Annotated in this window: 11 protein-coding genes; 6 read left to right on the plus strand and 5 right to left on the minus strand. The window is 49.5% G+C overall.

All coding sequences use genetic code 11. The annotated features are described in order from the left end of the window. The first annotated feature begins 22 nt into the window (after positions 1-22). From NLBNIHML_RS15570 to gntK, 3 genes are all read left to right on the plus strand, one after another. Positions 23-889 carry a carbohydrate ABC transporter permease gene (locus NLBNIHML_RS15570; RefSeq protein ID WP_339243235.1) on the plus strand — a complete coding sequence of 289 codons (867 nt, stop codon included), beginning with the start codon at positions 23-25 and terminating at the stop codon, positions 887-889. A gap of 20 nt (positions 890-909) precedes the next feature. Beyond that, entirely contained in the window at positions 910-1,737 is an 828-nt protein-coding gene (locus NLBNIHML_RS15575; RefSeq protein ID WP_036612996.1) for a carbohydrate ABC transporter permease, read from the plus strand. Positions 1,738-2,028: 291 nt separating this feature from the next. Continuing rightward, positions 2,029-3,579 carry a gluconokinase gene (gntK, locus tag NLBNIHML_RS15580; protein ID WP_494352241.1) on the plus strand — a complete coding sequence of 517 codons (1,551 nt, stop codon included), beginning with the start codon at positions 2,029-2,031 and terminating at the stop codon, positions 3,577-3,579. An 834-nt stretch (positions 3,580-4,413) separates the two neighbouring features. On the opposite strand, the gene NLBNIHML_RS15585 is transcribed toward gntK, so the two are convergent. Continuing rightward, positions 4,414-4,803, minus strand: coding sequence for a nuclear transport factor 2 family protein (locus NLBNIHML_RS15585; RefSeq protein ID WP_237177210.1), 390 nt, complete (start codon positions 4,801-4,803; stop codon positions 4,414-4,416). Between the two features lie 184 nt (positions 4,804-4,987). On the opposite strand from NLBNIHML_RS15585, the gene NLBNIHML_RS15590 reads away from it, so the two are divergent. From NLBNIHML_RS15590 to NLBNIHML_RS15600, 3 genes are all read left to right on the plus strand, one after another. Next, complete coding sequence (locus tag NLBNIHML_RS15590) at positions 4,988-5,284, plus strand: ArsR/SmtB family transcription factor (protein ID WP_339238528.1); 297 nt, start codon at positions 4,988-4,990, stop codon at positions 5,282-5,284. Between the two features lie 72 nt (positions 5,285-5,356). After that, positions 5,357-6,172 (plus strand): hypothetical protein, encoded by an 816-nt coding sequence (locus tag NLBNIHML_RS15595; RefSeq protein ID WP_494352242.1) that lies wholly within the window; start codon positions 5,357-5,359, stop codon positions 6,170-6,172. Positions 6,173-6,292: 120 nt separating this feature from the next. Further along, positions 6,293-7,252 carry an MraY family glycosyltransferase gene (locus NLBNIHML_RS15600; protein WP_339308800.1) on the plus strand — a complete coding sequence of 320 codons (960 nt, stop codon included), beginning with the start codon at positions 6,293-6,295 and terminating at the stop codon, positions 7,250-7,252. A gap of 104 nt (positions 7,253-7,356) precedes the next feature. Here NLBNIHML_RS15600 and cydC read toward each other — a convergent pair whose 3' ends face one another. From cydC to NLBNIHML_RS15620, 4 genes are read right to left on the minus strand one after another with little or no spacing between them, the layout of a single operon-like run. Then, on the minus strand, positions 7,357-9,294 hold the full coding sequence (gene cydC / locus NLBNIHML_RS15605) for a thiol reductant ABC exporter subunit CydC (RefSeq protein ID WP_494352243.1): 1,938 nt from the start codon (positions 9,292-9,294) through the stop codon (positions 7,357-7,359). Between the two features lies 1 nt (position 9,295). Further along, positions 9,296-11,203: a thiol reductant ABC exporter subunit CydD gene (gene cydD, locus NLBNIHML_RS15610; protein WP_494352244.1), complete on the minus strand. Its 1,908-nt coding sequence runs from the start codon at positions 11,201-11,203 to the stop codon at positions 9,296-9,298. Between the two features lies 1 nt (position 11,204). Then, on the minus strand, positions 11,205-12,260 hold the full coding sequence (gene cydB / locus NLBNIHML_RS15615) for a cytochrome d ubiquinol oxidase subunit II (RefSeq protein ID WP_494352245.1): 1,056 nt from the start codon (positions 12,258-12,260) through the stop codon (positions 11,205-11,207). Continuing rightward, complete coding sequence (locus tag NLBNIHML_RS15620; protein ID WP_339238538.1) at positions 12,205-13,620, minus strand: cytochrome ubiquinol oxidase subunit I; 1,416 nt, start codon at positions 13,618-13,620, stop codon at positions 12,205-12,207. The genes cydB and NLBNIHML_RS15620 overlap by 56 nt, the downstream gene beginning before the upstream one ends. Between the last annotated feature and the right edge of the window lie 382 nt (positions 13,621-14,002).

The following is a 14,002-nucleotide window of genomic DNA, read 5'->3' on the forward strand; positions in this document are numbered from 1 at the left end:
GCAGAAGTCACTCTGGTCCAGAATGTGGGAGCATCGTGCACTTTATGTTGCGATATCGCCTTTTTATATTCTGTTTGCCGTATTTGGCCTATTCCCGATCGGGTTCTCCCTCTATCTGGCTTTTCATAAATGGGATGGCATCGGGATCATGACGTACAACGGGTTTAACAATTTCAAATACATGCTGACCGATGCCGAATTCTGGCAAGCCGTGGGCAACACCTTCATGATCTGGATCTATTCGACGATTCCGATGCTCTTCTTCGCATTGATTATTGCCTTTCTGCTGCATGCACCATTTGTGAAGTTCCGTACATTATTTCGGGTCGGTTATTTCCTGCCAAACGTCACGTCCATTGTGGCGGTAGCCATTATCTTCGGTGCCTTATTTGCCAACAATTATGGTTTTCTCAATTATCTGCTGCAATCGGTCGGGCTACCGGTTGTGGAGTGGCTAAATGCACCATGGGGCATCAAAGTTGCGATCTCCTCCATGGTGGTCTGGCGCTGGACCGGATATAACGCCGTTATCTATCTGGCCGGGCTACAGAGTATTCCCCAGACGTTATACGAAGCAGCCAAGATTGACGGGGCATCCGCGATACAGTCCTTTTTCCGGATCACAATCCCGATGTTGCGTCCAGTCATCCTGTTCACAGTCATTACATCAACCATCGGCGGGATGCAGCTGTTCACCGAGCCGCAAGTATTGGTAGGCAATGATGGTGGCGCGGGTGCAGCAGGCATGACGATTGTACTGTACCTCTACCGTGAATCCTTCATTAACAATTACTTCGGATACGGCGCTGCTGTTGGCTGGGGTATGTTCCTCATTATCGCCCTGTTCTCGATTGTGAACTGGAAGCTTGTTCAAGGCAAATCATCCTGATGTGATAAGGGGGAGCGCACATGGCGACCAAACACCTCAAATCGCTGGTGTTGTATACCGGTCTTATCGGGGGCATGCTCATATCCATGTTCCCGTTCTATTGGCTGATTGTAATGTCCACCCGGACAACGTCCGATATCTACAAGTTTCCACCGCAGCTCTGGTTCGGGGGCGAATTGTGGAATAATATTACGCGAGTGTTACAGCAGATTGATTTTTGGGGCGCCTTTCTGAATACGTTGTTTGTGTCGGGCCTCGTGACCATTCTGGTACTGTTTTTTGACTCACTGGCGGGGTTTGCGTTTGCGAAGTTTGAATTTCCCGGCAAAAAGTGGCTTTTCATCTTGCTGCTCGCGACCATGATGGTACCTTCCCAGCTGTCACTGGTGCCCTCCTTCGTGCTGATGGCCACGTTCGGCTGGGTCGGTTCCTTCAAAGCCCTTATTATTCCAGGCATGGTCAATGCCTTCGGGATCTTCTGGATTCGCCAATATGCCACGGAGTCGATTCCGAATGATCTGCTCGATGCAGGACGCATCGACGGCTGTAATTTCTTCCGGCTCTATTGGAACGTGGCGCTGCCGATTCTGCGACCTGCCTTTGCTTTCCTCGGCGCGTTTACCTTTATCGGCGTATGGAACGATTATCTGTGGCCTTTGATCGTCCTGACGGATGAACGCAAATACACGTTGCAGATTGCGTTGTCTCAATTAAACGGACTGTATAACACAGACTATGCGATGGTCATCGCAGGTACATTGCTTGCCGTCATTCCGCTCATCGTGATGTTCCTGTTCATCAGCCGTCAGTTTATCTCGGATATTGCCGCAGGTGCGGTGAAGGATTAAGGCTGGTGTAATCGAGATCGACGTAATCTGTTCCAATTTTGATCCATCCCTCAAGTCTGATATTCTTATCTATAGATGAAATAACAGATGCCATATAAGTTGGATGATTAGCGTCACGTGCGCGAAGGGGACAGAAAGGGCCTGAAGAAATGGAATTAAAAGCTTTCCAGAGGAAAGCTACTTCGAAAGCATATGCTTCGCATTTAGGCGATCGGAAGGCTTTCTGTACCCGAAGTGTTAACGTGTAACAGCATTCTTTCACTTATATATTTAAGAAAGAGGGATGACAAAATGGCTTCTTCACCCTATATGATCGGCGTAGATATCGGCACAACCTCCACCAAGGCCGTCTTGTTCGAGCAGAACGGCACCATTGTGGCTCAAGGCAGTGCCGATTATCCGCTGCACACCCCCACACCTGCGATTGCGGAGCAGGATGCGGAAGATATTTTCAAAGCAGTCATCGAATCGGTCAAACAGGCGACCACCAAAGCAGGAGTTAAGCCAGACGAGATCCTATTTGTCTCGTTCAGCTCAGCCATGCACAGCATTCTGCCAGTCGATCAACACGGCACACCGCTGATGCGGGCCATGACATGGGCAGATAATCGCAGTGCTGAGTGGACCGAAGTACTCAAATCGGAGATGAATGGTCACGAAATCTATCTGAGAACAGGTACGCCGATTCATCCGATGTCCCCACTCACCAAGATCATGTGGCTCACCCGGGATCAACCAGAACTGTTCCAGCAGACGCACAAATTCATATCCATGAAAGAATATGTGTTCTATAAATTATTTTCTGAATACGTCATAGATCACTCCATGGCCTCCGCGACCGGACTCATGAATCTGGAGAAACTCGATTGGGATGCAGAAGCACTCCATGTGGCGGGCATCACACCGGAACACCTATCCCGATTGGTACCGACCACCCATGTGCTGAAACATGGATTGCACCCGGAGTACGCCAAGGAGATGGGCATTGCGTTCACCACACCGTTTGTCATCGGGGCCAGTGATGGCGTGCTCTCCAATCTGGGCGTTAACGCCATCGATCCAGGCGTTGTGGCCGTGACCATTGGTACCAGTGGAGCAATTCGTACCGTCGTGGATAAACCGGTGACCGATCCGAAAGGACGCTTCTTCTGTTATGCGCTCACGGAGGATGCCTGGGTGATTGGCGGCCCCGTGAACAACGGCGGTGTTATTTTTCGCTGGATTCGGGACGAGTTTGCGGCTTCCGAGGTGGAGACTGCGAAAAGACTTGGCATCGATCCGTATGAGGTGCTCACTCGTGTTGCCGAAAATGTACCTCCGGGTTCAGAAGGTCTCTTGTTCCATCCGTACATGACAGGTGAGCGAGCTCCGCTCTGGAATCCCAATGCACGCGGTTCGTTCTTTGGCCTGACGCTGCATCATAAGAAAGAACATATGATTCGCGCTGCGCTCGAAGGTGTATTGTTCAACCTGTACACGGTTATGTTAGCAATTGAAGAAAAGATCGGTCGTCCGAAAAAGATTCAGGCGACAGGCGGCTTCGCCCGCTCCGAGTTGTGGCGCCAGATGATGGCGGATATTTTCGATCAGGATGTCATCATCCCCGAAAGTATTGAAAGCTCCTGTCTCGGCGCAGCCGTACTGGGCTTGTACGCCCTTGGCCGCATTGATTCCCTGAGCGCCGTCTCCGGCATGATCGGATCAACGCACAGACACCAGCCGGACCCGGACAGTGTCCGTGTCTACCGGGAACTGCTGCCGATCTTCATCCGCATCTCCCGCAAATTCGAAGAAGAGTATGCGGATATCGCTGCTTTTCAGAACAAGACGATGCAGGGATAGGCAATGCGGGAAGATGACCGGAGAATTGGGCGGTTTAAGTTTCGAGGGTTGGGGTTTGGTTGTTGGGTTTGGTTATTGGGTTTGGTTATTGGGTTAGGTCTGGGGGTTGGGATTGGAGATTTGGAGCGTTTGAGGCTTAGAGCGGGGTTAAAAGGCTCAATGTTACACGTTGGAGAGTCAAAACGTTGAACATGGAGCAGCTAACGAATCGTAGACGTCTTATTTGCAGCTTTTAGCGTGTTTTAAAAATCTAACGAATCTGAGACGCCTTATATCAGCTTACATGGGCGCAAAACTGCGCTAGAACCTAATATGTTGATCATTAACGTGTCTGTGATTCGTTAGAATTTTGATTTTGCGAAATATCCTCCAATAGCGCGTCTCAGGTTCGTTACATTGAAAGAGCATCGTTTCCATGCTGCACGTCTCAGGTTCGTTAGAATTGCCGGACCCTCGCCACCACGCAGCGAATCACCATCTCCTTCGCTACATCCGGCTCAAATTACATTCGACTATTACATTTGACTCTAACGAGTACGTTTACGCACATTCATGAGGACCGTCTCGCCATGCTTACGACATGCGGGACGGTCTTTTTCATGCACAGTTTTTCAGGTACGTATTTTCATTACAGTGTTTTGGTGCATCCATTTCCCAGTAGGAACTGTGCGATCAGAGTGATGAAGCTCTCGTTCTCAGTGCCTTCTAATTAACTAAAAGCGCTACAGAAAAAAGCCCACAGCATGAAAAACTGTGGACCTTAAGTGTGGCTATCTTTTTAGTAATTCAAATTTCTGGATTTTCATTTATCAAACTAAAATCGCTAGATTTTATTTACTGATTATACTTGCTGAATGCATTCTGATCGGCCTGTACATTCTCCAGATACACAATCTGCCCCGCATCATTCACACGCGCGATATCAATGCCTGCTTTGGCATATACCGTTCCGTCTGCCGCTTGTCCGCATACCGCCCAGTTGGTTTGGTAACTGCCGTCAGGCTGCTGCACCCACGCGTCCCACATATGTTTTACGTCCTTATTGTACTCGTAGAAAGCTTTCATAAAACCATCGAACCCTGTGCGACTGGTACCATTAAGTACAATTTCTGCGTCCGGTGTAAACAGGGACAACAGATCTTCCATGGCGCGCTCGTCTGTACGTGAAGCATCAAATAAACGGAAGTAGTTGTTCAACATTGTAGTGGTATTTGTAGTACTCATATATATTCCTCCTAGAATAAAAAGCCGATTTCCAATCTTTCAGTTCGAATAATTTCGAACTAACTGAAAAGAAATGTAACACACTTCCTATACTGCCCGCAAGAGATAGTTCGAAATTTTTCAAACATTGAAAGAAAAAGCCGAATATGCTAACGTCATAGATATGAGAACTCCAACGATACCTATGGCTTCGGAACTGAAGCTGACTACGGTCTGCAATGCACTCGGTGATCCAATCCGTATGAAAATTGCACACTGTCTGGCCAGTTCTGGCGAGAAAAACTGTTCCGCCTTCGAAGTAGACCATATTTCCAAATCCACGTTGTCCCATCACATCAAAATTTTACGTGAAGCTGGCGTGATCCAGCCACGCATTGAAGGTAAACAGCACTTTTATTCCCTGCGAAAGGAAGAACTAAACTCACGTTTTCCAGGTCTCGTCGAGATGATTCTGAATACAACCGAGGAATATGCACATTAAAGTAAGCAAGTCTGGGATCGATTGAAGAACCACATTTATCATGATGGTATATCCATAAAGGAGGCTAACTATATGGACAAAAAAGCGGCAAAGATACTGCTGAGCACATTCTGGGGAGGTGGCGGCTGGAAAACAGCTTCTATCCCGTTCTCCGGGGATGAATTTGAGTATGCCAAAAGCAAAGGCGTTATGTTCGACCCACTCACGATTACGCATGACGAGATTGTTCAGCATCTATACGACATGCATCAGGATGACTCGTTCAAGGAGCGGGTAATATCGGCCTTTCTACATAGTCTGTCCACCAAAAAAGTTTACCTGCGCAGCGCATTATCCAGCTGGGCTTTAACATCGAACATGCCTCTGCATACCTATGCGGAACGCCCTGCCCTTCACCCTAACACCAGTGCCTGCGGGGATTGTAATTACCTGCGTTTGCAGTCAGACAAGGAATATTCCAACGTCGATTTAAACGTCTTGAACTTTGAACGGATCAAGTGGGGCGGCGTGCGTCATGGCTGGCTTCTCTATTGCCTTATGGATTTGGAATTACTGCGTAAGGACAACGATACAAGCTATGAAGTAACCCCTGAAGACCAAGCTATCCTGGTAAAGCTGCTTGAAGCAGCTCAGACGGAAGACCCTAAGGACAGTGCACGCTCACTGGAGAAAAAGTGGAAAGATATCTTGCCTTCCAGCAAACAGGAGCGGGATGCCCTGCTGGAAATCTGGGCGGCAGCTGGAATATTGGTTCCTGGAGATAACCCGCGAAAAGGCAAGGGTGGTTCCGGTGATTTCATCTTTGCAGCAACCTGGCAAGGTGATGATGGATATCATGCAGAAACCGTAAAACAATATTTCGGCTCCTATCTTCCTCAAATGCGATAAAATCTGAACTTTGGCTCACCTTTTTTCGTACGTCTGGTTACAATAATGACATCGACAGATTTCCTGTTTAACTCGTATAATAAGGAGAAATTGGTAGATGGGAGTGAAACAAGCGAGTTTATGGTATACATACTGGCTTTTATAGTGTCTTTTGCTGTCGTGGTTCTGCTTATTCCGCCGCTTGGTCGACTAGCTCACCGGCTCGATTTTGTGGACAAGCCTCGGGAGGATGTGGAGCGTAAGCTGCACAGGCAACCGATCCCGCTCACGGCGAGTTACGCGATATTTACTGGATTTTTCCTGACATACATTGCTCTGACCAAAGAAATCACATGGGAAACGGCGGCTCTGGTCGCTGGTGGTATGCTTCTGCTAACGATTGGTACCGTCGATGACTGGTACAAAACAAAAGGCAAAGATTTTCCTGCCCTGCCCAAGATGCTCGTACAAGTCTCTGCGGCAGTGCTCGTATTCGCTTCTGGCATTGCGTTCACCGGATTCGTGAATCCCTTCAACGCGGAATATGTTATGCTCCCGATCTGGCTGCAATTTATTCTCACGATCCTCTGGATCTTTGGGGTGACAACCGTCATCAACTTCTCGGACGGCATGGACGGACTGGCTGGTGGATTATCGGCCATTTCGGCGATTACCTTGTTCATCGTGGCCCTGGCCAAAGGACAAAGTGACTCCGCACTCATGTCGATCACTCTGGTTGGTGTGACAATAGGTTATCTGAAGTACAACAAAGCTCCTGCCAAAGTGTTTATGGGTGATGCAGGTGCTACGTTCCTCGGCTTCATTCTGGCAGTTATCGCTCTGGATGGTGCATTCAAACAAGCGACCATGTTGTCCATCTTCATTCCAATTTTGGCGCTCGGTGTACCAATCTTCGATAACATCTTTGTCGTGATCAAACGCTTCATTCAAGGTAAAGCAATCTACCAGGCCGATGCGAGTCAAGCCCATTATCGACTGCTGCGTGCCGGATTGAATCACAAACAGGTGGTTGCTGTGCTCTATCTCGTCAGCACTTGTCTGTGCCTTTCCTCCATCATATTGATGTTGGTAGAGATGTAAGTCTCCGCAACAACGCGGTCATATCATTGAAAAAGAGACGAGTCCAAGATTTCTTGGCTCGTCTCTTTGTTATGTTTATCTGATTCGCGCTCACTGGCTCACACTTATCTCGAAGCCGCCGGCGGCAACGGTTGTTCATGTTGCTGCCGCCCTGTCCATCCCGGCCGATCAAGTTCTATGAGACGGCGGTATCGCTCTTCCCCAGCCAGCAGTTGTTCGTGAGAACCCTGCATGGCAATCTGTCCATTTTCCATAAAAATAAGTTCGTCCATCTGTTCCGCACCAATCAGGTGATGGGTGACCCAGATCATCGTTTTGCCTTGCAAGCTGTCCAGAATGGTGCGCATCAGTTCACGTTCCGTCACGGGATCAAGCCCCACGGTTGGTTCATCGAATATCACAACAGGTGTCTCCCGGAGCAGTACCCGGGCAAGTGCAATTCGTTGTCTTTCCCCACCTGAGAAACGCAGACCCGTCTCCAGCATCGGTGTATCATATCCCTGCGGCAAGGATTCAATCAGACCGGATAAACCGACTTGGGCAGCCACCTGACGAATCTCCTCATCCGTTGCATGTGGACGACCAATCCGTAAATTATTGGCTACCGTGGTATCGAACAGGTGTGGGCTCTGATTCAGCACTGCGATGACATCAGGCACACTCTCATCCAGCGTCTGCACAGGTGCATTATTGATCAGAATGTTCCCCGCAGACGGAAGCAAGGCACCCTGAATGAGCTTCAACAAGGTCGACTTGCCGCCACCGCTTCGCCCAAGGATAGCTAATCGTTTGCCTTGCGGCAAATGAAGGGAGATATCCTGCACAGCGTAAGGATCATCCGGTGCATAGCGATAACTAACGCGATTGATCTCGATGTCTGCTCTTAGTTTGGGCGGAATGCGCAGACGAATTCGTCTGTGTTGAGTATCATCTGTAGCGGGTAAGGATTCTGATGGTTGTCTAGCCGCCGGGTTGCTGTTTTTTACTGCAGAGATCGACTCGCCTTTTCCGCCAACATCACCCACTCCCGTCTGCCCCGGAAGATCCGGATTCCCTTCCAACTGTTTTAAGCGGTCCAGTGATTCCTGGTACTGTGGAAGATGCTCCACAGCATCCCCTACAGGCAGAAGTGTTTCCGTGAGCGGAAATAACACCAACACAAAAGCAGCAATCATCACGACAGGTAATTGTCCGACAGAAGCGGCATTTCCGGCCCATACTGTAACTGATACGACCATCAAGCCAATGACACACTGGGCCATCAGATCACGCCAGCGTATCCAGCGCCGCAACTTGCGGCGAACCATGTCGAGCTGTTCTTCCGCCTCTTCCTGCTGCTGAACAAATTCGGTTGCTCGTCCACTTGCAAGCCAATCTCCCAGTCCAAGCACACCGTCAGTCAGACGGGTATACAACCTGCTGTTTTCCTTTTTCAGCCGCACACGCCATTTCCACGTCACTTTCAGGGAAATCGCAGGTAGCGCGGCAACAAGGAATAACATATACAAGCCCATCCACACCGCAAATCCCAGATCCACATTGCCAAAAGCAATCACAGCCCCGCCGTACATTACAAGCGCAGTTACAGCGGGAAAGACGGTACGTAGATAAATATCCTGCAACCGCTCCACATCATCGGCGAGTGCTCCAAGTACATCTCCGGTCTGCATGCGAGAACGCAAGAACAGGGCCTGTGGCTCCAGAATGCGATATAATTTCACCCGTTGATCGGCCAATACCCGCAGTACGGCATCATGTCCTGCCAAGCGCTCGATATATCGAAACACCGCGCGGAATATTCCAAATGCACGTACACCTACGATGGGGACATATACCATCAGAATATTTTCAGGACGCAGCGCAGACTTGGAGATCAGAAATCCGGAGGTAAACAGCAGCAGTACCGCACACAGTGCAGCACAAGTGCCTAACGCAATGACTGCGATGAATCTCCAGCGGTACTGTGCCACATACGGAGCAATCCAGCTATTTTTTTCTTTGCCGTTACGGACGGTCTCCATATGTTCATATCCGGACTTCATGTTATATCGCCTCCATCTGGGCCTGAATCATCTGATAATATACACCTTGCCTTGCTAGCAGTTCCTGATGTGTTCCTGTCTCTGCCACCGTGCCGCCATCCATAACAATAATCCGATCCATATGCGGCATCCAGTGCAGACGATGGGTAGCCAAAAATACAAGTTTGCCTTCGAACAGCGGCAGCATCGTCTGTTTCAGTTCATACTCTGTTTCCACATCCAGATGTGCTGTCGGTTCATCGAGCAGCAGAATGTTTCGTTTGCTCAGCAGGGCTCTTGCCATTGCCACCCGTTGCTCCTGCCCACCACTGAGCTGTCTGCCGCCAGCCCCAATAGGCTCATGCAGCCCACCGGATAATGAGGACAGTAACTTGGTTAATCCGGCAGCGCTAACTGCTTTGGCCACCTCCGCATCCGAAGCCTCCGGCATGTAGAAACGAACGTTATCGGCCAGGCTTCCACTAAAGATATACGGATGCTGCGGGATCGCTGCCGTCTGTCTTCGCCAGGATTCGAGCATATCCGATGTAACCGGCTGTCCGTTAGCCAGTACTTGACCCGAATTAGGTAACTGGAAACCAGCCAATACATCAATTAATGTGGACTTGCCTGCTCCGCTGGCGCCAATAATACCGATTTTGCCGAGACCTGTGATCTGAAATGTGACATCCTTTAGCGAATATGGACCTTCATCCTCATGCCGTACCTGTACATCCGTAAGTGCGAGTCTACTATTCTCATTCCAAGAGGATCTGGAGGAAAAGGAAGAATCCAACTCAGGAATAGCATCGGGATCAAGATCAGGGTGCACCGCAGCCATGTTGTCACTCAACACGACACGTATGGTCGAGATGCCGACTTTCCTTTTACCCGAAGTTAATGATGGTGTAGATCCTGCTTCGTCCTCTGCCGTAACCGCATGCGGAACAACATTAGCATAGACTTCCTTCTGTTTCTGTTCAGCGGCTCTACCCCGTTCGATCACCTGATTAATGGCCGCTCCGGCTTCCTTACCGTCCAATGTGGCGTGATAATCAGCGCCGAGCATACGTACAGGCAGGAAATATTCGGGTGCGAGAATCAGTACCGTCAGCGCAGGGCCGAGCAACATATGTCCTTCCGTCAGACGTAATCCCAGACTAACCGCCACGGAAGCAACGGACAGCATGGTGAAGAAGTCGAGTGCAAATGAAGAAAGAAAGGCCATACGCAGGGTAGACATCGTCGCTTTCCGATACCGCTGACTGACCCGCCGAATGGAGCCTTCATGTGTTTTGCTCTGTCCCAATGTTTTTAGCGTCTCCAGCCCACGTAAGGTATCGACAAAATGGTTAGCGAGCGCTTTGTAGGATCTGAATTGTCCGTCTATCTTACGCTGAGCTGCGAGGCCAATCAGAATCATGAACACGATTAGGATCGGGAGTGTCAGCATCAGAATAACCCCGGACATCATATCCAGCTTGAACACATACAGCAAAATGACGATAGGTGTGAATCCTATGCCCAGCATACGAGGAATGAACAGTTCGAGATACGTCTTGTATTGAGCGGTGCCCTCACGTGCCAGTGTAACCAGATGGCCTGTGCCCTCGGTCTTGGCATAACGCGGCCCAAGTCTGAACCACTGCTCCACCATCTGTCTGCGCAGATCAGTCCCTGTCCTCTCCGCATATCGTGATGTCACGAGTTGTAACCAGAAGGATAGAGCGTATCGGGCGGCAAAAGCAGCCAGGAACAGCAGCAGTACCGGGTACTGCTCCGTTACGGATGAACCTTCAAACAATGCCGTGATGGCTTGTGCCAACCATTTGGCTTGCATAATGATCGTCATCGCCTGTAGCAGTACCAGCGCTGATGCCAGCGCGAGTACTGGCCGGATGCCCGGCAGCTTCAGCAGCCCCCGTCCCATATCAGTACTCCAGGTGGTGCTGCTCGTTCAGGCGTTTGCGGAAGATATAATAACTCCAGATCTGATACCCAAGAACAAATGGCAGCAGTGTACAAGCTACAATGGTCATGACTTTCAAGGAATACGCACCAGATGCCGCATTGTATACGGTCAGGTCATATGCCGCTCCAAAGGAACTCACCATCACTCTTGGGAACAGTCCGATAAATACCGAAGCAAAGGCAATCGCAATCACAGCACCTGTCATACCAAAAGCCCAGCCTTCACGCTTCTGACGAACGAAATATGCCGCAAGCGCAAGTGAAACTGCACCAAGTACAACCATGATCCACAGTGCCCAGCCGCGAACGGCGAACACATCGGTCATAAAATACGTCAATATCGCATACACGGCAAGCAGTACAGCCAGCGGCAGCATCAATTTTTGCGCTGTATTCAAGGCACGCTCTCGGAGTTCCCCGACTGTTCGTAGGGAGGCAAACAGCAATCCATGAACCAGACACAGCAGGGTTACGCTCAAACCACCAATTACAGTGTACGGATTAACGATATCCAAGAATCCTGCGCGCAACTGCATCTCCCCATCAATGGGCAGACCCTTCATGAACGTGGCAAAGACTACGCCGAACAGGAAAGGCAGGAGCGCGCTGGATACCACAATGATGATATCCCATGTTTTGCGCCAACGCTGCTGTTTCATTTTACTGCGGAATTCGAAGGCAACCCCGCGACCAATCAAGGCGAGTAATACGACCACAAGCGGCAGGTAGAAGCCACTGAACATCGTGGCATACCAGTGCGGGAAGGCAGCAAACATGGCACCCCCTGCTGTAATCAGCCATACTTCGTTACCATCCCAGAAGGGACCAATCGAGTTGATCAGGGTCCGGCGTTCACGGTCCGTTTTGGCAATAATGCCTGTAGACATCCCCACTCCAAAATCAAAACCTTCCAAAAAGAAGAAACCGACAAACAATACGGCAATCAGCAAAAACCACAACTCACTTAGTGACAACGGAATAACCTCCATCCACGCCGAACGGATCGGCCGATTCATCGTGATCTTCCGGCTTCTCGACCGCAAACGGTCCTGCCTTGATCTCACGTACGAACAGGTATACCATCACGATACCGAGAACCGTATACGCAGCGGTAAAAGCAATGGTAGAGAACAGGATCATTCCTGCGGATACGTTCGGTGAGACACCGGCTTCGGTCGTCATATAGCCAAACACCGTCCACGGTTGCCTGCCAACCTCGGTCATGATCCAACCAGATGTATTAGCGATAAATGGCAGAGAAATAGCAATTACCATCAGACGCATGAACCACTTTCCTGCAATCTCCAGCTTCTTGCGCATGGCCAGAAACGTACCATATAGGGATAACAAAATCATTAAGCCACCTGCTGCGATCATAATGCGGAAACTCCAGAACGTTGTTCGTACCGGCGGGATGTAATTCCCCGGTCCATACGTCTGCTCATACTCGGCTTGAAGCTCCTTCATGCCTGTGACACTGCCGGAGAACTTGCTGTAGGACAGGTAACTGAGCAATCCAGGGATTTTGATCTCACCGGTATTCTCCTGTTTGTCTGGATCGATAAAAGCAACTACCGTCCATGGTGCCGGATCTTCTGTCGTCGTCCATGTGCCTTCACTGGCTGCCATCTTCATCGGCTGTGTCTCCACCAGATATTGCGCCTGGAAATGCCCGGAGAAAGCTACACCCAATGAAGAAACGAGTCCAATGATGATCGCAATATTAAACGATTTGCGGAAGATCTCCACATCCTGCTTCTTCATCAATTTGTAAGCACTGATCCCGGTGACAACGAAGGCACCTGTCATCAATGCCCCAAAAATCGTATGTGGGAACTCAACGAGAAGCTGACCATTCGTGATCAGTGCCAGGAAATCATTCATCTCGGCTCGGCCGTTGTTGATCTCAAACCCGACGGGATGCTGCATAAATGAATTGGCTGCCAGAATCCACAGCGCGGACAGGAATGTGCCGACAAACACCAGCCAGATGCAGGCCAGATGCACTTTTTTGGACAAACGATCCCATCCGAATATCCACAGCCCAATAAATGTAGACTCCATGAAAAACGCGAGTAACGCTTCAACAGCCAGTGGCGCACCAAACACGTCCCCCACGAACCGGGAGTACTCGGACCAGTTCATGCCGAACTGGAATTCTTGCAGAATACCTGTGACAACCCCGACGGCAAAGTTAATCAGGAACAGCTTGCCCCAGAACTTGGCCATCGTTTTGTAGATTTCCTTCCCCTTAACAACGTACAACGTCTCCATGATTGCAACCAACAGCACAAGACCGATGGATAGCGGGACAAAGAAGAAATGGAAAATCGTTGTAAGTGCATATTGGATACGCGATAACATAATCGGATCCATACCGTTACCCCTTCTTTCTGTTCACTTCGCAGTATGCGTATTTGGCATTGAAGCTGCACCTTCGCTGTCTGTCCGCCAAATACGTTGATGAACGTATTGTGCCAGATTCCCTATTTTATACATGTGAGAATTATCACAATCTCCGTGTTTAGAGCAAAAAAAAGTGATCCTGGTCACACAAAAGATAAAAATCAGCCTTTTGTAGTGCGAATTCAAATACCTTTTTTACAGTATCGAGAAGGTGTAGTGAAGCCGAAATTAGAGGATTGGTGCTTAGGGAAGCTCTATAATGGCTTGCCTACTTCATCTATTCATGGAAGATACTCATGTTTGGGACGGAATGCCCATATGTTAGTCTCAGGCATATCATGCGAAGTGCCGT

The organism is Paenibacillus sp. JNU01 (assembly GCF_059130585.1).